Origin of the sequence: Mannheimia pernigra, assembly GCF_013377995.1 — a bacterium.
In the GTDB taxonomy this organism is placed as follows: Bacteria; Pseudomonadota; Gammaproteobacteria; order Enterobacterales; family Pasteurellaceae; genus Mannheimia; species Mannheimia pernigra.
Genome location: NZ_CP055305.1, coordinates 1,958,654 through 1,978,393, shown reverse-complemented (window position 1 = coordinate 1,978,393; position 19,740 = coordinate 1,958,654). Strand labels below are relative to the sequence as shown.

Annotated in this window: 16 protein-coding genes and 2 pseudogenes; 12 read left to right on the top strand and 6 right to left on the bottom strand. The window is 40.2% G+C overall.

The window, feature by feature from the left end; genetic code table 11:
- The first annotated feature begins 57 nt into the window (after nt 1-57).
- On the top strand, nt 58-951 hold the full coding sequence (gene dapA, locus HV560_RS09470; RefSeq protein ID WP_371739889.1) for a 4-hydroxy-tetrahydrodipicolinate synthase: 894 nt from the start codon (nt 58-60) through the stop codon (nt 949-951).
- 119 nt (nt 952-1,070) lie between these two features.
- Here the strand turns inward: dapA and purH are convergent, their stop codons facing one another.
- Nucleotides 1,071-2,660 (bottom strand): bifunctional phosphoribosylaminoimidazolecarboxamide formyltransferase/IMP cyclohydrolase, encoded by a 1,590-nt coding sequence (gene purH / locus HV560_RS09465; RefSeq protein WP_176812732.1) that lies wholly within the window; start codon nt 2,658-2,660, stop codon nt 1,071-1,073.
- Nucleotides 2,661-2,832: 172 nt separating this feature from the next.
- On the opposite strand from purH, the pseudogene HV560_RS09460 reads away from it, so the two are divergent.
- Both HV560_RS09460 and greA read left to right on the top strand, forming a co-directional pair.
- Nucleotides 2,833-3,086, top strand: a pseudogene (locus HV560_RS09460) (GNAT family N-acetyltransferase).
- A gap of 233 nt (nt 3,087-3,319) precedes the next feature.
- Nucleotides 3,320-3,796, top strand: coding sequence for a transcription elongation factor GreA (gene greA, locus HV560_RS09455; protein ID WP_176812731.1), 477 nt, complete (start codon nt 3,320-3,322; stop codon nt 3,794-3,796).
- A gap of 54 nt (nt 3,797-3,850) precedes the next feature.
- Here greA and ndk read toward each other — a convergent pair whose 3' ends face one another.
- Together ndk and metG are read right to left on the bottom strand one after the other, a co-directional pair.
- Nucleotides 3,851-4,267, bottom strand: a complete 417-nt coding sequence (gene ndk / locus HV560_RS09450; RefSeq protein WP_176808809.1) for a nucleoside-diphosphate kinase — start codon at nt 4,265-4,267, stop codon at nt 3,851-3,853.
- Nucleotides 4,268-4,277: 10 nt separating this feature from the next.
- A complete protein-coding gene (metG, locus tag HV560_RS09445) occupies nt 4,278-6,335 on the bottom strand; it encodes a methionine--tRNA ligase (protein ID WP_176812730.1) in 2,058 nt (685 codons plus the stop codon).
- 144 nt (nt 6,336-6,479) lie between these two features.
- Between metG and menC the strand changes: the two genes are divergently transcribed.
- The 3 genes and pseudogenes from menC (at nt 6,480) to HV560_RS09430 (ending at nt 9,367) form a co-directional block, all read left to right on the top strand.
- Nucleotides 6,480-7,436, top strand: a complete 957-nt coding sequence (gene menC, locus HV560_RS09440) for an o-succinylbenzoate synthase (RefSeq protein ID WP_176812729.1) — start codon at nt 6,480-6,482, stop codon at nt 7,434-7,436.
- Between the two features lie 55 nt (nt 7,437-7,491).
- The gene (gene rsuA, locus HV560_RS09435; RefSeq protein ID WP_176810235.1) at nt 7,492-8,184 is read left to right on the top strand and encodes a 16S rRNA pseudouridine(516) synthase RsuA; all 693 of its coding nucleotides are present in this window, start codon (nt 7,492-7,494) and stop codon (nt 8,182-8,184) included.
- Nucleotides 8,184-9,367: pseudogene (locus HV560_RS09430) on the top strand (Bcr/CflA family multidrug efflux MFS transporter). Before rsuA ends, HV560_RS09430 begins: the two are co-directional and overlap by 1 nt.
- Here HV560_RS09430 and rlmD read toward each other — a convergent pair.
- Nucleotides 9,364-10,686 (bottom strand): 23S rRNA (uracil(1939)-C(5))-methyltransferase RlmD, encoded by a 1,323-nt coding sequence (gene rlmD / locus HV560_RS09425; protein ID WP_176812728.1) that lies wholly within the window; start codon nt 10,684-10,686, stop codon nt 9,364-9,366. The pseudogene HV560_RS09430 and the gene rlmD sit on opposite strands and share 4 nt — an antisense overlap.
- Nucleotides 10,687-10,770: 84 nt before the next feature.
- Here rlmD and HV560_RS09420 point away from each other — a divergent pair, with 84 nt between their 5' ends.
- The 4 genes from HV560_RS09420 (at nt 10,771) to rluA (ending at nt 16,298) form a co-directional block, all read left to right on the top strand.
- Nucleotides 10,771-12,102 carry an anti-phage deoxyguanosine triphosphatase gene (locus HV560_RS09420; protein WP_176812727.1) on the top strand — a complete coding sequence of 444 codons (1,332 nt, stop codon included), beginning with the start codon at nt 10,771-10,773 and terminating at the stop codon, nt 12,100-12,102.
- Nucleotides 12,103-12,189: 87 nt separating this feature from the next.
- Nucleotides 12,190-12,555, top strand: coding sequence for a hypothetical protein (locus tag HV560_RS09415; protein WP_176812726.1), 366 nt, complete (start codon nt 12,190-12,192; stop codon nt 12,553-12,555).
- 157 nt (nt 12,556-12,712) lie between these two features.
- The gene (rapA, locus tag HV560_RS09410; RefSeq protein ID WP_176812725.1) at nt 12,713-15,625 is read left to right on the top strand and encodes an RNA polymerase-associated protein RapA; all 2,913 of its coding nucleotides are present in this window, start codon (nt 12,713-12,715) and stop codon (nt 15,623-15,625) included.
- A gap of 4 nt (nt 15,626-15,629) precedes the next feature.
- A complete protein-coding gene (gene rluA / locus HV560_RS09405; RefSeq protein ID WP_176808801.1) occupies nt 15,630-16,298 on the top strand; it encodes a bifunctional tRNA pseudouridine(32) synthase/23S rRNA pseudouridine(746) synthase RluA in 669 nt (222 codons plus the stop codon).
- Nucleotide 16,299: 1 nt separating this feature from the next.
- Here rluA and ampD read toward each other — a convergent pair whose 3' ends face one another.
- Entirely contained in the window at nt 16,300-16,851 is a 552-nt protein-coding gene (gene ampD, locus HV560_RS09400; RefSeq protein WP_176808800.1) for a 1,6-anhydro-N-acetylmuramyl-L-alanine amidase AmpD, read from the bottom strand.
- A 64-nt stretch (nt 16,852-16,915) separates the two neighbouring features.
- Between ampD and HV560_RS09395 the strand changes: the two genes are divergently transcribed.
- Nucleotides 16,916-17,758, top strand: coding sequence for a 23S rRNA (adenine(2030)-N(6))-methyltransferase RlmJ (locus tag HV560_RS09395; RefSeq protein ID WP_159630738.1), 843 nt, complete (start codon nt 16,916-16,918; stop codon nt 17,756-17,758).
- A gap of 53 nt (nt 17,759-17,811) precedes the next feature.
- On the top strand, nt 17,812-18,453 hold the full coding sequence (gene pyrE / locus HV560_RS09390; RefSeq protein WP_176812724.1) for an orotate phosphoribosyltransferase: 642 nt from the start codon (nt 17,812-17,814) through the stop codon (nt 18,451-18,453).
- A 43-nt stretch (nt 18,454-18,496) separates the two neighbouring features.
- On the opposite strand, the gene metC is transcribed toward pyrE, so the two are convergent.
- Nucleotides 18,497-19,687: a cystathionine beta-lyase gene (metC, locus tag HV560_RS09385; RefSeq protein WP_176812723.1), complete on the bottom strand. Its 1,191-nt coding sequence runs from the start codon at nt 19,685-19,687 to the stop codon at nt 18,497-18,499.
- Nucleotides 19,688-19,740 lie beyond the last annotated feature (53 nt).

Genomic DNA, 19,740 nt, shown 5'->3' with positions numbered 1-19,740 from the left:
ATTTAAACTGAATTTTGCAATCTAGCAAAGAATATTAAACATAATAAAAAACAGGAGATGATTATGGCAAACCCTTTATTTCACGGTAGTATCGTGGCTTTAGTAACTCCAATGACGCACGGTGAAGTGGATTATCAAGATCTAAAAAAATTAGTAGACTACCACGTTCAAGCAGGTTCTCACGGTATTGTCTCTGTCGGGACAACAGGTGAATCAACAACGTTAAGCATTGATGAAAATGTGAAAGTCATTCAGAAAACGGTTGAGTTTGCTGACGGGCGTATTCCTGTTATTGCAGGAACAGGCTCAAATGCAACCAGTGAAGCAATTACTATGACTAAATTATTAGCAAATAGTGGCGTATCAGGTTGTTTAAGTGTTGTACCTTATTATAATAAGCCAACTCAAGAAGGTATGTATTTACACTATAAAGCGATTGCAGAAAGTACTGAACTGCCACAAATTCTCTACAATGTACCAGGGCGTACAGGCAGTGATTTAAAACCTGAAACAATTGGTCGCTTAGCAAAAATTGAAAATATTGTTGCGGTAAAAGAAGCCACAGGTGATTTAAGTCGATTACCGCTAATTAAGCAATTAGCAGGAGATGATTTCATCTTCTTAAGTGGTGACGATGCAACTGGGTTTGAGTCAATGAAACAAGGCGGTCAAGGCGTTATTTCAGTAACAAATAATGTTGCTGCTGCAGATATGGCAAAAATGTGTGAGTTAGCCTTATCAGGTAAATTTGATGAAGCAGAAGAAATTAACAACCGTTTAATGGCATTACACAAAGATCTATTTGTAGAATCAAACCCGATCCCCGTGAAATGGGCTGCTTATAAATTAGGATTAATTAGCGAGCCAAATTTACGTTTACCTTTAACTACGTTATCTGAATCGGCACAGCCTGCGGTATTGAAAGCATTGCAACAAGCGGTCTTAATTTAATTATTTTTTGCAAGAGTGTAGGGGCGAAAGATTTTCGCCCCTTTTCATATCAATATTTATATCAACATTTAAAAAATAAAGGGCGAATATAATATTCGCCCTGAATTGGGTTGTTTGGCTTAATGACGGAAATGACGCATACCTGTAAGCACCATTGCCATATTGTGTTCGTTAGCCGCATCAATCACTTCCTGATCACGCATAGAACCACCTGGGTGGATTACACAAGTGATACCGACTTTTGCCGCTGCATCAATACCATCACGGAATGGGAAGAAGGCATCAGATGCCATTACACAGCCTGCAACTTGTAACCCTTCATCTTCTGCTTTAATGCCTGCAATTTTTGCTGAATAAACACGGCTCATTTGCCCTGCACCAATACCAATAGTTTGACCGTCTTTCGCATACACAATGGCATTTGATTTCACATATTTCGCTACTTTCCAGCAGAATAGCAAATCGTTTAATTCCGCTTCGGTTGGTTTGCGTTCAGAGACCACTTGTAAATCATCTAACGAAACAGAGCCTTGATCGGCATCTTGCACTAGCAATCCACCGTTTACTCGTTTGAAATCTAAGCGTTTTGACGCAGTTGAAAACTCGCCACATTCAAGCAATCGTACATTTTTCTTGCTCGCTAATACGGCTTTGGCTTTTGCGGAAATGGTTGGTGCAATAATTACTTCAACAAATTGACGATCTGCGATAGCTTGTGCCGTTTCACCATCTAATTCACGATTAAACGCAATAATGCCACCGAACGCAGAGGTTGGGTCGGTTTGGTAAGCACGGTTGTAGGCTTCTAAAATATCTTTGCCTAACGCCACGCCACAAGGGTTGGCGTGTTTTACGATCACACAAGCAGGCTCTGCGAATTCCTTCACACACTCCAGTGCAGCATCAGTATCAGCAATGTTATTATAAGAAAGTGACTTGCCTTGTAATTGTTTGGCTGTTGAAACAGAAGCTTCTGTTAGCTCATTTTCCACGTAGAAAGCCGCATTTTGATGTGAGTTTTCGCCATAACGCATTGTTTGTTTACGCACGAAATTCAAGTTTAACGTACGAGGGAATTGACCGCTTGGTTGAGTTAAGTCTTCTTCCTCAGCACCTTGATAAGGCGGTACTTTTTGACCGAAGTAGTTCGCAATCATCGAATCGTACTGTGCAGTGTGCTCAAACGCTTTAATGGCAAGGTTGAAGCGAGTTTCAAGGGTTAAGCAGTTTTGATGTTGATCCATCTCGTCAAGAATGGCATCAAAATCGTTATTATTGACAATAATTGCTACATCTTGATGATTTTTCGCAGCAGAACGCACCATTGTTGGCCCACCAATATCAATATTTTCTACTGCATCTTCAAGGCGACAATTTGGGTTAGCCACGGTTTGGGCAAAAGGATAGAGATTCACCACCACCATATCAATACGCTCAATGCTGTGCTGATTCATCACCTCATCATCTGTGCCACGGCGGCCTAAAATTCCGCCATGAATTTTAGGGTGAAGCGTTTTTACTCGGCCGTCCATCATTTCAGGAAAACCTGTGTAGTCTGAGACTTCCGTTACAGGCAAACCCGCATCAGCTAATAATTTTGCTGTTCCCCCTGTTGAAAGTAATTTTACACCGCGAGCAGATAGCCCTCGAGCAAATTCGACAATGCCTTTTTTATCAGACACACTTAATAACGCCTGCTGAATCGCCATTTTTTAAATTCCTTAAAAATGAAGTTAAAAGTTGAAATAAAATGGGCTTCATTATAAAGCAAACGTTTGCCTTTTTCATCTGCAAGCGGTTATTTTTGCAAAGTTTTTTGCAAAAATAACCGCTTGCAGTCAGCCCCAAACAGCGTAGAATGCACAAAAAAACGGAGGAATTATGATTAAACACAATCTAGATAATGTTGAATTTGAATATGTTGCAGAAAATGGCGTAAAAGTGGGCAGTCTGCGTTAAATGTGATTGATGCTTACACCACCAAAGTTGATGAAGCTTTTCAAGGCAAGGGAATAGCAGGCGAGTTATATAATGCGTTAATTGCGTTTGCCCAAGAAAACCAGTTAAAAATCAAGCCAAGTTGTAGTTATATTGACGTGAAAATGCAGCGGAGCAATCGAGATTTAATTGTTTGAAATGAGCCTTTATCGTCTTAACTGTTTAAATATAAGAGCATTTTGGTTTTGTGAAGTCGCATAAAAATATTATTTTGATGTTGGATGATAATCTAATGATTGTTTAGGTTTTTAGCGATCGAATATGAAAAATTTATAGTAAAAGGACAGTTGAAATTTTCGCTGAGAAAATGAATAATAGCCCTTTCAATTTTATTCGTAAACCGATTATTTTTAGTAAGGAAACAGACTGAATGAAACAAATTCCTATGACTGTACGTGGTGCAGAGCAACTGCGTGAAGAGTTGGACTTTCTAAAAAACGTACGCCGTCCGCAAATTATTGATGCCATTGCTGAAGCTCGTGAACACGGCGATTTAAAAGAGAATGCAGAATACCACGCCGCTCGTGAGCAACAAGGGTTTTGTGAAGGGCGTATTCAAGAAATTGAAGGTAAATTAGGTAATGCTCAAATCATTGATGTAACGAAAATGACCAATAATGGGAAAGTGGTTTTCGGCACAACAGTTCAATTAGTGAATGCGGATACTGATGAAAAAGTGACTTATCGTATTGTAGGCGATGATGAAGCTAATATTAAAGAGGGGTTAATTTCAGTGAATTCGCCAATTGCACGTGGTTTAATTGGTAAAGAAGTAGATGATTCTGTAAGTATTAGCACGCCTGGTGGTCAAGTTGAATTTGATATTGTGGGTGTGGAATATATCTAATTTTCCCCAAAGTTAAAAGCCATTTGAGTCTGTTGCTCAAATGGCTTTTTGCTTTTAAACGATTTCACTCGGTACGAAGAAATAGGCAATTTCACGTTTTGCGGATGCTTCCGAGTCTGAGCCGTGAACAGAGTTTTCACGGTAGCTTAATGCAAATTTATCACGGATCGTGCCTTTTTCACGTTTTGCAGGATCCGTGGCTCCCATCAAATCACGGTAATGTTGTACGGCATTTTCACCTTCTAATACAGATACAACAATAGGTGCTGAGGTCATAAATGTTACTAAAGGCTCAAAAAAATCTTTGCCTTTATGTTCAGCATAAAAACCTTCTGCTTGTTCACGAGTAAGGTGTAGGCGTTTAATTGCTTTTATCGTCAACCCATTTGATTCTAAATGTGAGAGAATGTTGCCAATTAAATTACGGCGTGTTGCATCAGGCTTAATGATAGAAAGTGTTTGTTGAATCATACATATTCCCTTATTTCACTTGCATACCTGGGCGAATACCTTCATCACCAGACAGTAAGAATAAATCTGCACCACCTGTACCTGCGGATAAAATCATTCCTTCAGATACACCGAATTTCATTTTACGTGGAGCCAGATTTGCCACCATAATCACAAAGCGACCATTTAATTCTTCTGGATTATTATAAGCAGCTTTAATGCCTGAGAATACTTGGCGTTGGTGATCGCCTAAATCTAATTGAAATTTCAATAATTTATTGGATTCTGGCACCGCCTCACAACGTATGACTTTTGCAACACGCAAGTCGAGCTTCGCAAAATCATCAATAGTGATTTCAGGGGCAATTTGCTCAATTGCAGAATTTTCTTGATTTTCCACCGCTTGTTTTCCTTTTTTGTTCTCTGCTGCTTGGTTTTCGGCAAATAATGCTTTTGTTTCATCAATAACGGCATCAATTTGTTTTTTCTCAAGGCGTGAAAACAACGATTTAAATGGTGCAACGGTATGGTCTAATAATGGTGTTGCGATATTGTCCCAACCTAATTTGACTAGTAAGAAAGCCTCGGCACGTTCGGCTAGTTTTGGTAATACAGGTTTTAAATAGCTGATTAATACACGGAATAGCTCAATGCCCATTGAGCAAACTGCTTGTAACTCTGCCTCTTTGCCCTCTTCTTTAGCCAGTACCCAAGGTGCTTTATCATCAATGTATTTATTGGCTTTGTCGGTTAATTCCATAATGGTACGAACCGCTTTGTTAAATTCACGATTTTCATAGAAATTTGCAATGGTTTCCGCTTGAGCGGTAAATTCATTGAATAAGGTTTCGTCTTCTAATTTTTCAGCCAATTTGCCATCAAAACGTTTAGTAATAAATCCTGCATTACGAGAGGCAAGGTTTACTAATTTATTAACAATATCGCTATTTACACGTTGTACAAAATCTTCAAGATTGAAGTCTAAATCTTCAATGCGATCGTTTAACTTAGCAGCGTAGTAATAGCGTAAACATTCAGGGTCGATATGTTTTAAATAAGTGCTAGCTTGAATAAATGTGCCACGAGATTTTGACATTTTTGCCCCATCTACGGTTACATAGCCGTGTGCGAACACGTTTGTTGGTTTGCGATAGCCACTTCCTTCAAGCATAGCAGGCCAAAATAAGCTGTGGAAGTAAACAATATCTTTACCAATGAAATGATAAAGCTCAGCAGTAGAATCTTTTTTCCAGAAGGCATCAAAATCAATGCCTTTACGATCGCACAGGTTTTTAAATGACGCCATATAACCGATAGGTGCGTCTAACCAAACGTAGAAGAACTTGTTTTCCGCATCTGGAATTTCAAAACCAAAGTACGGAGCATCACGGCTGATATCCCATTGTTGTAACCCGCTTTCAAACCATTCTTGCATTTTATTGGCAATTTCTGACTGAAGCGAGCCAGAACGAGTCCACGCTTTTAACATACCTTCAAAACTGGGTAGGTCAAAGAAAAAATGTTCAGACTCTTTTACAACAGGCGTTGCTCCAGAAACGGCTGAACGTGGATTAATCAAATCCATCGGGCTATAAGTTGAAGCACACACTTCACAGTTGTCGCCATACTGATCTTCCGCTTTACATTTTGGGCAAGTGCCTTTGACGAAACGATCTGGCAAGAACATATTTTTTTCAGGGTCGAATAGCTGTGAAATCACTTTGCTTTTAATAAAACCATTTGCTTTTAAGGTTTTATAGATTTCAGTGGTAATTTGGCGGTTTTCTTTGCTATGGGTAGAGTGGTAGTTATCAAAACTAATATTAAAACCAGCGAAATCGGCTTCGTGATCAGCTTTCGCTTTTGTAATTAATTGTTCAGGCGTAATGCCTAATTTATCGGCGTTGAGCATAATGGGCGTGCCGTGTGCGTCATCTGCACAGACAAAGTGGACTTCATTGCCACGCATACGTTGAAAACGCACCCAAATATCCGCTTGAATATGCTCAAGCATATGACCTAAATGAATTGCACCGTTTGCATAAGGCAACGCACAAGTAACAAGCATTTTTCGTTTTTGGTTAGACATTCTATTTCTCGTTAAAATGAGGGAAAAATTGGGCATTATTCTAGCTGAAAATAGCGTGTTTTTCCAGTTGGCGTGAATTTATTAGGGCTTTATAAAAACAAGCGGTAGAATAATCGTAAAAATTTACCAATTTTAAGGAAGCTTATGAGAAAGGCGAATTTATACCGTTACCAGTTGCCCATTCAAACAGGCGTGGTATTACGAAAAAAAAAGCTACACGAACGTGCTGGGTTAGTCGTTTTTTTGCAAGAGCAAGAACAAGTTGGCTGGGGTGAAATTGCACCTTTACCTACTTTTAGCGAAGAGAACTTATCACAAGCTGAAAGCCAAGCTAAAAATTGGTTAAAAGCCTGGCAAAATGGCGAGGAGAATTCGCTTGATGCACTTTTTCCCTCGGTTGCTTTTGGGCTAAGTTGTGCGTTGGCGGAATTGAGTGGCCAATTAGGCAAGCAGGGCAATTATCAATCCGCAACCTTGTGCTATGGCGATTTAACAAAATTTACGCCAATAAATAGCGTCGGCAAATTAAAAATTGGCGTAATGCCTGAAAAAGAAGGCGAACAGGCGAATTGGCTGCTCTCCACTTTCCCGACTTTACAGCTTAGGCTTGATGCCAATCGCCAATGGAGCTTACCACAAGCGGTCAAATTTGCCGAAAAAATTGCAAATGCCAACAAACTACGCATTCAATTTATCGAAGAGCCGTGCCATTCGCCTGAGCTTTCCCGTCAATTTGCCCAGCAAACAGGCATAGTGATTGCGTGGGACGAAACCGTTCGAGAGCCGAATTTTGTAGTAAAAAAAGAGCAAAATCTGACCGCTATTATCATCAAACCCACGCTAACAGGCTCGTTGCCAAAATGTGTAAAACTGATTGAGCAAGCCCATTCGTTAGGATTAAAGGCGGTTATTAGCTCAAGCCTTGAGAGCAGTTTAGGCTTAACACAATTAGCTCGCATTGCTTACCAATATACGCCAAACAGCCTTCCAGGATTGGATACGCTCAATTTAATGCAACATCAATTATTGCGAGCGTGGCAAGGTTCTAGCTTGCCTTTGGTTGAATTAGAGAGCGAATTTGTGCGTGAAGTAGTGCTATAATGTCCAATCTACAAGCGGTCAGAAAAATCAAGAAATTTACTCATCAAGAGAAACTATGCGTTTAGATAAATTTATTGCAGAAAATACAGGTTTAACTCGCTCACAAGCAGCGAAAGCACTCAAAAGTGGCATCGTTACCGTAAATGGCAACATTGAAAAAAGCGGTGCGGCAAAAATCAGCCAAGAAGATGACATTTATTACGAAGATCAGAAACTAGAGTGGGTGGAGGCTGGGCAGTATTTTATGCTCAATAAACCACAAGGCTATATTTGCTCGCACGATGATGGCGAATATCCAACCGTGTTCCAATTTTTCGATTATCCGCTAATGACCAAATTGCACACCGCAGGTAGGCTAGATGTGGATACCACTGGGCTTGTGCTATTAACCGATGACGGAAAATGGTCACACCGCATTACTTCGCCGAAACATCATTGTGAAAAAACCTATTTAGTTACCCTCGCCGATCCAGTAGAAGATTTTTATGCCGAAAAATTAGCCGAGGGCATTTTATTACGTGGCGAAAAAGAGCTAACTTTGCCAGCTCAGCTTGAAATTTTAGACGATTACAATGTGAATTGTACCATTAGTGAAGGGCGTTATCATCAAGTCAAACGAATGTTCGCTGCACTTGGTAATAAAGTCGAAGCATTACACCGTTGGCGAATTGGCGATATTGTTTTAGATGATGATTTGGGAGAAGGCGAATTTCGTCCACTTACAATAGACGAGATAGAGCGATTTTAATGGAAAGTAAAAAACCAAGTGTGAGTTTTTTTCTCATTTTAGGAATGATGGGAATGCTACCGCCGCTAGCGATTGATATGTACTTGCCCTCATTTTTAGACATAGCCAAAGATTTAGCCATTTCGCAAGAAAAAGTGCAAATCACTTTGGCGGTATATGCATTCGGTTTTGGTTTTGGTCAGCTCTTTTGGGGCCTATAGCAGACAGTTTTGGTCGAAAGATGATTATTCTAATTGGGCTAATCGGCTCGTCGATTGCCGCTTATTGTCTTACCCAAGTGGAAAATATCAACATTTTCTATTTGCTAAGGTTGATTCAAGGCTTATGTGCTGCTGCGCCTGCGGTGGTGCTTGGCGCATTGGTGCGAGACTTATTTGAGAAAAATCTATTTGCCCGTTTAATGTCTATCATTATGATTATTTCTATGCTCGCGCCGTTACTTGCACCGATTATAGGTGGTTATATGGCGAAATATTTCCATTGGCATTCAATTTTTTATGTATTGATGGCAATGGGATTGCTTTGTGTGGTATTAATCAGTTGGAAAATCCCTGAAACGCTACCAAAAGAAAAACGTTTACCGTTGAGTTTTGGTAAAAGTCTGAAAAACTTCTCTGAACTTTTATTGCATAAATCCACTTTGGGTTATGTGCTGATTGGTGGTTTAACCTTTGCGGGTATTTTTTGTTTTCTTACATCAGGCTCAATTGTTTATATTGGTATTTATGGCATTTCTCAGGAATATTTTGGCTATTTCTTTGGTTTGAATATGGTCGTGATGGTAATAATGACTACTATCAACACCAAAATGGTGGTCAAAGTCGGCTCGGAAAGAATGTTGCAAATTGCCTTAGCATTACAAGTATTAAGTGGTATTTGGCTTGCTTTGACGGCGATATTTGAGCTGGGTTTCTGGGCAATGGCATTAGGCGTGCCATTTTATATCGGAATGCTTTCCACTATTGGCAGCAATGCCTCAGCTGCGATTTTAGACCGTTACCCCCAAATGGCAGGCACAGCAAATGGTGTTGCCGGCACGGCTCGTTTTGGTATTGCTTCGTTGGTGGGGGCAGGGTTATCGCATATCACAATTATCAGTGCAGCCCCGATGCTTTATGCAATGGCGTTGTGTACGATTACCGCTGGTGTGGTTTATTATTTTCTTTGTTATAAAAGTCTCTAATTATCTTTTAAAAACAACGAAATGGATTCTAAATGCCCTGTGTGGGGGAACATATCAATCATCGCCACTTTTTCTAAGCGGTAGCCACATTGCAGCAGTTTTTCTGCATCTCGCACGAGTGTGGCAGGGTTGCAAGATACATAAACAATTCGCTCGGGGTTGAGGGCGACAAGGTGATCTAAGCAGAACAATGCCCCGTTGCGGGCTGGGTCGAGCAGTACTTTATTAAAAGACTCTTTCGCCCAGGGTTTATCAGCAAAGGGTTCATCTAGGTTGGTTTGGTAAAATTCCACGTTTTTTAGACCGCTTGCAATTGCATTCGTACGAGCTTGTTCCACCATCGGCTCAACGCCTTCCACGCCAACAACCGATTTTACACGTTGGGCGATTGGAAGCGTAAAATTGCCCATTCCACAAAATAGATCTAACACACGATCATCATCGGAAAGCTCAAGCCATTCGAGGGCTTTCTCCACCATTTTTGTATTCAGCTCGGTATTGACTTGAATAAAATCTCGAACCGAAAAATGCAATTTTAAGCCTTGAATTTCATAATAAGGCAATTCGCCATAAAGATGGTCAATGTGATTTTCTTGATACATCAAAAAAGCAGAAAGGGCATTCTGTTTGGCAAACTGAAGAAAAATGTCACGATCTTGTGCCGATAATTGCCCTAAATGGCGTAAAAATAGGGCGGTAGTGTTATCTGCTTGCACCAATTCAATATGTCCGAGTTTTTTCTTGTTTTGCCAGCCTGCTACAAGGCATTGCAGTTTAGGTAAGAGATTGGAAAGCGGCTCAACCAATACTTCGCAATGTGCAAGCGGTATGATTTGATGAGAATTTTGCAAGCGAAAACCCATTACGGTTTTTCCATTTTGAATAGCAATACTGAGCTTTGTGCGGCGGCGATAGCCTTTATCCTTACCTACAATCATCGGCTGAAAATGAATCTTGTTGACTTGCAATTTCTGCAAGCGTTGAACTAAAGCGTTTTGTTTAGCCTCTCGTTGCAAATTAAGGGAAATATGCTGCATTTGGCAGCCTCCGCATTTGTTATAAAGCTCACAGCTTGGCGTTCTACGATCTGCCGATTTTTTGAAACATTTCACCGCTTGCCCTCGCCCATACTGGCGTTTTTCCTCCAGCACTTTAAATTCGACTTGCTCGCCAGGCAAGGTATTTTCAATAAACCACGTTTTGCCATTAATTTTAGCAATGCCTAAGCCTTGATAGTCTAAAGCTTGAATTTGTGCAGTTTGGTAAGCGGTCGTTTTCTGTGATTTTTTTGCAGATTTATCGGAATAAAAAATAGCCATTGTTTTGATGCGAATTGTTGTGATATAAAGAGTGAAAATAACGGTATTATATAAGAAAAGTAGGTCGTGGAAAACGGAGGCAGTATGATTTCAGACGTTTGGACAGCACGTTATTTGTCAGACCAAAAGCGAGAGCAGGATCACCGCTCGCCTTTTCAGCGAGATAGAGCAAGATTGTTGCATTCTGAAGCATTTCGTTGTTTACAGGCGAAAACGCAAATTCACGCAGTGGGCGAGGACGATTTTTATCGTACTCGTTTGACTCACTCTCTTGAGGTGGCTCAGATAGGCAGTAGTTTGCGTGAGAAATTATTAGATGATAAAGCAGGCTTTCAAGCGGTTTGTTCTGATCAAAAATTTGCAAAAAATGAAGAAAATTTAACCGCTTTATTGCCTTCTCGTAGCTTGATTGAATCACTCTGCTTTGCTCACGATCTCGGGCATCCGCCTTTCGGGCACGGCGGCGAGATGGCATTAAATTACAAAATGCGTGAATTGGGTGGTTTTGAAGGGAATGCACAATCTTTCCGCATTATGACTCAACTTGAGCCTTACACCGAAAATGCAGGTATGAATTTGACTCGCCGAACATTGCTTGGCGTGATGAAATATCCATCATTGTTATCCAAAAGCTCTCCTGTTGAACTTGTAGAAATAGAAGAAGCTCATCATATCAATTTGCATTATTTTCCACAAAGCAAAGGGATTTTTGATGATGACAAACATTTTTTTGATTGGGTATTAGCCCCACTCAATGAAAAAGACCGATGCCAATTTTGTTCAGTGGAACAAAATGAAGATCCCCAAAAACCAAATAAAACCCGCTATAAATCGTTGGATTGCAGTATTATGGAGCTGGCAGATGATATTGCTTATGGTGTTCACGATTTAGAAGATGCGATAGTAGGCGGAATGGTGACGCTACAATCTTGGCAATATGCTGAAAAATTATTATCTGAATGTAGTTCGGATTGGATAAAAGAACGCTTGCCCGATATAAGCCAAAAATTATTTTCGCAGCACCGTTATGAACGTAAAGATGCAATAGGGGCTTTAGTCAATCACTTTATTACCAACGTGCGTTGGAAAGAACTCCCTGAATTTGATGAGCCGTTGCTACGTTACAACGCCTACTTGCCTGATAATGTGGATTGCGTGCTGAAAATTTTGAAAGATTTTGTGTATCAGTATGTGATTTGTGATGTGAAAACCCAGCGAGTTGAGCGAAAGGGGCAGCGTATTTTAATGGAGCTTTTTGATATTTTAAGTAGTGATCCAATACGATTATTACCGAACAATGTGCGTGAGCGTTGGCAACAGAGTACAGAAGAAAATAAACGAGCGAGAGTGATTTGCGATTACTTAGCTAGTATGTCAGATAGGCAGGCATTTAAACTTTTTAAAAGTTTTTTATAAATTAAATGAACTAAGTAAAAGATGTTCAGTCACAGTATTAAGTTGATAAATAATTCAACTTTTAACACAAGAGAATAGGAGATTCTTATGAAAAAAGTAAGTAAAGCATTATTAGTTCTAACCACTTTCGCTTATGCAACTGCATTTGCTCAAGCTGTCGCTGTTCCTGAAGAAATTTATCAGCCACAGGGTGAGCTGATTAAATCAGAGCTTCAAGGTAAGAACGAATTTGAAGTGGAATATCACGTTAAAGGGACAGATGTGCGTGGTTTAGCAGAAAAAGCAATTGAACACGCTAAAAGCAAAGGCTTTGATTTAGTTAAATCAGAAATCAAAGATAAAGATGCAGATTTAAAATTTAAGCGTAATAAACAAGAATTAGATGTTGATATTGAATTAGAAGGCAAAGATCACATTGAATATAAAGCAGAATTAGATTTAGACAATAAATAATTTGTAGGATCTAATTAAAAAAAGACCGCTTGTGTGTTTTAACCGCACAAGCGGTCTTTTTGTTAAGCTTTTTTGCAAAAATATTAAAGCAGACTAAGGAGAGAATTTGTTAAAATGTGACTTTATAAAAAGAATGAACTAATTTTTAGAGGAAAGTATGTTTTTAGTCGGTCAGCGTTGGCTAAGTGAATCGGAAAATAATTTAGGTTTAGGGATTGTGAAAGCGGTGGATCATCGCACGGTGACTATTCACTTTCCCGCAGCAGAAGAAGAGCGAGTATATGCGATTTCAGCCGCACCTTTAGCTCGTGTACGATTTCAAGCAGGCGATAGAATTAGCAGCCTTGACGGTTGGCAGCTTGATGTCACAGAGGTTGTTGAAAATCAAGGCGTTGCTATTTATTTAGGAAAACGGCTAGATAATAACGAAGATGTTGTTTTGCCCGAGATGTTGCTCGATCACAAAATTAGCTTTAGCAAACCGCAAGATAAGCTTTTCTCAGCACAAATTGATCGCAGTGATCGTTTCGCGTTACGTTTTCGAGCGTTAGAACACCAACAGGCACAATATCAATCGCCGTTAAGAGGCTTACGAGGCGTTCGTGCAAGTCTTATCCCTCATCAATTACATATTGCTAAAGAAGTGGGGCAGCGTTTATCGCCCCGTGTTTTGCTTGCGGATGAAGTGGGTTTAGGAAAAACAATTGAAGCGGGAATGATATTACAGCAACAACTTTTTAGTGGCAGAGCTGAGCGTGTTTTAGTGCTGGTGCCAGAAAGTTTACAACATCAATGGTTAGTTGAAATGCTGCGTCGTTTTAATTTGAAATTCTCTTTATTTGATGAAGAACGCTGTGGAGATTTTGATCAGCAAGACGAAAACCACGATCACACAAACGAGAATCCATTTGAGAGCGAATCTTTAGTGATTACCTCACTGAACTGGTTAGAAACAGCCCCTCAACGAGCAAAGCAAGTGCTTGAGGCAAACTGGGATCTACTGATTGTTGATGAAGCACACCATCTGGAATGGTCGGAGGCACAAGCCTCGGTAGGCTATCAATTTGTTGAGCAGTTGGCGAAACAAATTCCATCAGTACTCCTTTTAACTGCAACGCCTGAGCAGTTAGGACAAGAGAGCCATTTTGCCCGCTTAGCATTATTAGATTCAGATCGCTTTTATGATTACCATCGTTTTGTGGTGGAGCAAATGCAATATCAGCCCGTTGCGGATGCAGTTTCTACATTACTAAGCGATAAGCCTTTAACCAATGAGGAACAAAATACCATTGCGGAACTGTTAAGCGAGCAAGATACTGAGCCAATGTTTCGTGCGATCAATAGCAAAAAATCGGACGAAAATGACCGCTTGCAGGCACGACAAGAGCTAATTCGTGAGCTGATAGACAGACACGGCACTAGCCGAGTGCTATTTAGAAATACTCGTCAGGCGGTGAAAGGCTTCCCTCATCGTGAATACCATCAAATTAGTTTGGAAATGCCGAAGCAATACCAAAATGCTTTAAAAGTGATGGGAATGATGGGTAGCGTGAGCCAAACTGATTTACTTTATCCAGAGTATTTATTTCAGCGAATGAACCCAAATGCGAAATGGACGGAATTTGATCCTCGCATTGAATGGCTGATAACTTTTTTGAAAAACCATCGAGAAGAAAAGGTGTTGGTGATTTGTAAACAAGCCGAGACCGCAATTGCTTTAGAGCAAGTGCTGCGTGAGCGTGAGGCGATTCGCTCTGCCGTTTTCCACGAAAAAATGTCGATTGTAGAGCGTGATAAAGCGGCTGCTTATTTTGCTCAACAAGAGGAAGGGGCACAAGTTCTGATTAGCTCAAGTATTGGTTCAGAAGGACGAAACTTCCAATTCGCTAAAGATTTAGTGTTGTTTAATTTACCAGATAGCCCTGATTTATTGGAGCAGAGCATTGGACGCTTAGACCGTATTGGGCAGAAAAATGATATCCAAATTTATGTGCCTTGTTTTAATTTATCGGCTCAACAGATGTTGGCACAATGGTATCATCAAGGTTTAAATGCCTTTGAAGAAACTTGCCCGATGGGAACCGCTATTTTCCGTGAGTTGAATGAAGCACTGCAACATTTCCTGAAAAATCCGCAACTTTTAGAACAATTTAACGACTTTTTGGCGAAAACCCGTAAACGCCAACAACAATTAAAAACAGAATTAGAAAAAGGGCGAGATAGATTATTAGAACTCAACTCTAATGGTGGAGAAGTTGCGGAGCAGCTCGCCAATGACATTATGAAGGAAGATAATAATCCGCATTTAGTGAATTTTGCTTTACAGTTATTTGATGTGATTGGTGTTGAGCAGGAAGATTTAGGCGAGCAGAGCATTGTGATTACGCCAACAGGGTATATGCTAGTGCCTGATTTTCCAGGTTTATCGGAAGAGGGAACAACAATTACCTTTGACCGTGAATTAGCTTTAATGCGTGAAGAGGTAGAATTTCTGACTTGGGATCACCCTATGATCCGAAATGGTATTGATTTAATTACCTCAGGCGATATTGGAAAATCAGCTATTTCATTGCTGATGAATAATAAATTACCCGCAGGCACCTTGCTGCTTGAGGCAATTTATATTGTGGAAACTCAAGCACCAAAAGGTTTGAATTTAGCTCGTTTCTTGCCACCCACACCCATTCGGATTTTAGTGGATAATAAAGGCAACAATATTGCTCCACAAGTGCCCTTTGCAGGACTTGAGCGTCAGTTAAAGCCTGTAAATAAGCAGATGGCAAATAAAATTGCGAAAATGGCTCGAGCAGATATTGAAAAATTGATTAAAGCGAGCGAAAAAGCGGTGATGCCTCAGGTTAAAACAGTTATTGAAACGGCTAAATTTGAAGCAAATTGCAAATTAAAAGCAGAATTACACCGCTTGGAATCACTTAAAATGGTGAATAAAAACATTCGAGCCGATGAAGTAGAGGCATTAGAGCAACAATTAAATGACACATTAGTACAAATAGCACTGGCGAATTACCGCTTGGATTGCTTGCGTGTGATTGTAAGTAATAAAGAGTAAAAAAATGGCGTTAATTGAATACAACCCACCGCTAGAGCCTTTTTTAGATGAGGTTTATCGGGATAATTACATTTTAGTGATTAATAAACCAAGTGGTTTGCTTTCTGTGCCAGGTAGCCAACCTGAATATTATGACAGTGCGATGACCCGAGTGCAGAAAAAATATGGCTTTACCGAACCAGCCCATCGTTTAGATATGGCGACAAGCGGTATTCTTTTATTCGCACTTAGCAAAACAGCGGAAAAAGAGCTAAAACGCCAATTTCGTGAACGTGAGCCGAAAAAGCATTATATTGCCCTACTTTGGGGAAAATTAGGTGAGAAAGTTGGCGATATAGGGGAAATGAGTTTTCCGCTGATTTGTGATTGGGAAAATCGCCCTCGTCAGAAAATTTGTTATGAACGGGGAAAGAAGGCAATTACGCATTACGAAGTGTTGGCTCATAATCAAAATAATACTACGAGAGTGAAACTCACGCCCATTACAGGTCGTTCGCACCAGTTAAGAGTACACAGTCTCGCATTAGGGCACCCTATTATTGGCGATAAATTTTATGCCAATCCGCTGGCGAAAAGTTTATCGCCTCGTTTATGTTTACACGCAGAATCATTAACTATTACTCACCCTATTACAGGGGAGCAAATGACCTTTACTGCTAAGCCTGAATTTTAAACTATTTCAAGAGGCTTCTGTAATATGCCCAATCAAAATATTGCCCTGGATCGATTTTTCGCCCTGGGGCAATATGACTATGCCCTGTTATTCTTTCATCCGTAATTTGTGGATAGCTTTGTTGAATAGCTTGCGTGAGTTTAGCTAAAGATTGATATTGTGCATTGGTAAATGGCTGATTATTACTGCCCTCAAGCTCAATGCCAATCGCATATTCATTACATTTATCTCGCCCCTCAAAACAAGAAACGCCCGCGTGCCACGCCATATCATTAAAATTGACATATTGGGTAATCTCGCCTTTGCGATTAATCAGGCAGTGGGCAGAAACACGTAGATCTTTAATCTCTTCAAAATAAGGGTGTAGAGTAGGATCCAGTTTTCCCTGAAAAAAGAGATCGATAAAATTACCCCCAAACTGTTCGGGTGGAAGGCTGATATAGTGAATGACTAACAGTGAAATGTCGTTTTCGTTGGGGCGAGGGCTAAAATAAGGCGAGGGTACTTGTTTTTGATGAACTAAACAGCCGTTCTGAATTTTCAATTTTTGCATAGTTTAAATAGGGTAAATACGGTAAAATTACGTCTAACTATATTTTACAAGAAAAGAGAAAATTATGCTGAGTTATCGCCACAGTTTCCACGCTGGCAACCACGCAGATGTGTTAAAACATATCGTTCAACTTTTGATTTTACGTTCATTAAAAGAGAAGGAAAAAGGCTTTTTATACATTGATACTCACTCAGGCGTTGGGCGTTACAGTTTGCTGAGTTTTGAATCAGAAAAAACAGGTGAATATTTAGAGGGCGTTGCACGCTTATGGGAGCGTGATGATTTACCTGAAGACGTGGCTATCTACATTGATGCTCTGAAAAAAATTAACCGTAGCGGAAAACTCAAATATTACGCGGGTTCACCACTTTTAGCGGTGCAACAGTTACGTGAACAAGACAGCGCAATTTTAACAGAACTCCACCCAAATGATTTCCCGCTATTACGTCAAGAATTTGCGAAAGTGAAAAATGTGCAAACTAAGCGTGAGAATGGTTTCCAGCAATTAAAATCTGCATTACCTCCAAAAGAACGTAGAGGCTTTGTGCTTATTGACCCACCATATGAACTAAAAGAAGATTACGAATTGGTAGTAAAAGCGATTGAAGAAGGTTACAAACGTTTTGCTACGGGCGTATATGCGATTTGGTATCCTGTTGTGCTTCGCCAACATACTAAACGCATTGTGCGTGGCTTAATTGATACTGGCATTCGTAAAATTCTGCAAATTGAATTAGCCGTTCGCCCCGATAGCGACCAGCGAGGTATGACCGCCAGTGGAATGATTGTGATCAACCCACCTTGGCAACTGGAAGCTCAGATGAAAAAAATTCTCCCGTACTTAACGAAAGTGCTTGTACCAGAAGGAACCGGCTCTTGGACAGTAGAATGGATTACACCTGAATAAGCGATTTGCAAAATGTTGAGAAAAAATGACCGCTTGTAGAGGAGGAAAGCAAAATGCAACCATACAAACACGACTTTATTGAATTTGCCTTAAGCCGTAATGTGCTAAAATTTGGCGAATTTATGCTGAAATCAGGCAGAATCAGCCCCTATTTTTTTAACGCTGGTTTATTCAACACGGGGCGAGATTTAGCCAAATTAGGCGAATATTATGCTCAAGCAATCCAGGCCTCAGAAATTGAGTATGATGTGCTATTTGGACCTGCTTATAAAGGCATTCCAATTGCCACCACCGTTGCGGTAGCTCTCGCTAACAAGTTTGAGGTGGATAAACCTTGCTGTTTTAATCGCAAAGAAGCCAAAGATCACGGCGAGGGCGGTAATTTAATCGGCTCACCGTTAAAGGGCAATATTTTATTAGTTGATGATGTGATTACCGCTGGCACAGCAATTCGTGAATCAATGGAAATTATCAATGCCAATCACGCAGAGTTAGCTGGCGTATTCATTGCCTTAAACCGTAAAGAAAAAGGCAAAGGTGAGCTTTCAGCAATCCAAGAGGTTGAGCGTGATTATGGTTGCCAAGTTTTCTCCATTGTGGATTTTGATGATTTAATCGCATTTATCGAAACATCGGAACAATACGTGCCTTATTTATCCAAAATGAGAGAATATCGTAAAAAATATGGTGTGTAAAAACACACACCATTAACCACGTTTTTGACAAAATTGAAATCAGTTACTTGATTCGTTCAAACCCTTGTGTTAAATCGGCAATTAAATCTTCTACCGCCTCTAATCCAACGTGAATGCGAATTAATGTGCCAGTGAGGTTGCGGCTAATATTAGGACGAATGCTTGCAATCTCTTCTGGCTGGTTGGCAAGAATCAGCGATTCAAAACCACCCCAAGAGTATGCCATAGAAAATAATTCAAAATGTTCTAAGAAATTCGCTAATTTTTCTTGCGTGAGTTTTTCGTAAAGTTCAAAAGAAAATAGACCGCTTGCACCTAAAAAATCACGCTTGAAAAACGCATTACCTGGGCAGCTAGCAAGAGCAGGGTGATAAACGGCTTTTACTTCAGGGCGTTGTGCCAGCCAGTTTGCGATTTCAATACTGCTTTTTTCGTGCTGTGCTAGGCGAAGACTTAAAGTGCGTAAACCACGAGCAGTCGTATAGGCAGAGTCGGCATCAACCATTTGTCCCATTAGATAAGAGCCTTCACGTAATCTGTCCCAGCAGCGTTGGTTAGAAACAGCGGTACCAATCATTACATCAGAATGTCCGACTAAGTATTTTGTGCCAGCTTGAATGGAAATATCAATGCCATATTGCAGAGCTGGAAATAGCACGCCAGCAGACCAGGTGTTATCTATCATAATCACGATGTTAGGATTCACTTCACGTGCTACTCTTACCAATGTTGGAATATCGGGTACTTCCATTGTAAGTGAGCTTGGCGACTCTAAAAAAAGCACTTTAGTATTAGGTTGAAGAAGTGCTTTCAGACTTTCTCCAATCATCGGATCGTAATACGTAGTTGAAACGCCCATACGTTTTAATACGACATTACAGAAATCTTGCGTTGGCTCATAAGCGGCACCTGTCATTAAAACGTGATCGCCTTGTTCCACAAACGCTAAAATAGCATTTGTTACCGCTGCCGCTCCGCAGGGGTAGAGATAACACCCCGCACCGCCTTCTAATTCACACATCGCTTCTTGTAGTGAAAAATGGGTAAGTGTGCCACGTCGTCCATAAAATAAAGCACCTTTATAGCGATTTTGGGTGGCGTGTTTTTTTTCTTCTAATGTTTCAAAAACTAAGGATGAGGCACGCTGAATAACCGAATTAACAGCACCTTGTGTGTAACGTTTTTGGCGGCCTGTATGAACAAGTTTAGTGGATAGATTTTTATAGTTAGACATTCTTTTCTCCTAATAAATAAACAAGCGGTAAGATTTTACAAATTTTTTGCAAA

Coding starts and splice junctions, on each gene's coding strand:
- dapA (WP_371739889.1), top strand. CDS start 58: ATGATTATGGCAAACCCTTTATTTCACGGTAGTATCGTGGCTTTAGTA.
- rsuA (WP_176810235.1), top strand. CDS start 7,492: ATGCGTTTAGATAAATTTATTGCAGAAAATACAGGTTTAACTCGCTCA.
- rapA (WP_176812725.1), top strand. CDS start 12,713: ATGTTTTTAGTCGGTCAGCGTTGGCTAAGTGAATCGGAAAATAATTTA.
- metG (WP_176812730.1), bottom strand. CDS start 6,335: ATGTCTAACCAAAAACGAAAAATGCTTGTTACTTGTGCGTTGCCTTAT.
- ampD (WP_176808800.1), bottom strand. CDS start 16,851: ATGCAAAAATTGAAAATTCAGAACGGCTGTTTAGTTCATCAAAAACAA.
- HV560_RS09420 (WP_176812727.1), top strand. CDS start 10,771: ATGATTTCAGACGTTTGGACAGCACGTTATTTGTCAGACCAAAAGCGA.
- metC (WP_176812723.1), bottom strand. CDS start 19,687: ATGTCTAACTATAAAAATCTATCCACTAAACTTGTTCATACAGGCCGC.
- pyrE (WP_176812724.1), top strand. CDS start 17,812: ATGCAACCATACAAACACGACTTTATTGAATTTGCCTTAAGCCGTAAT.
- greA (WP_176812731.1), top strand. CDS start 3,320: ATGAAACAAATTCCTATGACTGTACGTGGTGCAGAGCAACTGCGTGAA.
- menC (WP_176812729.1), top strand. CDS start 6,480: ATGAGAAAGGCGAATTTATACCGTTACCAGTTGCCCATTCAAACAGGC.
- ndk (WP_176808809.1), bottom strand. CDS start 4,267: ATGATTCAACAAACACTTTCTATCATTAAGCCTGATGCAACACGCCGT.
- rlmD (WP_176812728.1), bottom strand. CDS start 10,686: ATGGCTATTTTTTATTCCGATAAATCTGCAAAAAAATCACAGAAAACG.
- rluA (WP_176808801.1), top strand. CDS start 15,630: ATGGCGTTAATTGAATACAACCCACCGCTAGAGCCTTTTTTAGATGAG.
- HV560_RS09415 (WP_176812726.1), top strand. CDS start 12,190: ATGAAAAAAGTAAGTAAAGCATTATTAGTTCTAACCACTTTCGCTTAT.
- HV560_RS09395 (WP_159630738.1), top strand. CDS start 16,916: ATGCTGAGTTATCGCCACAGTTTCCACGCTGGCAACCACGCAGATGTG.
- purH (WP_176812732.1), bottom strand. CDS start 2,660: ATGGCGATTCAGCAGGCGTTATTAAGTGTGTCTGATAAAAAAGGCATT.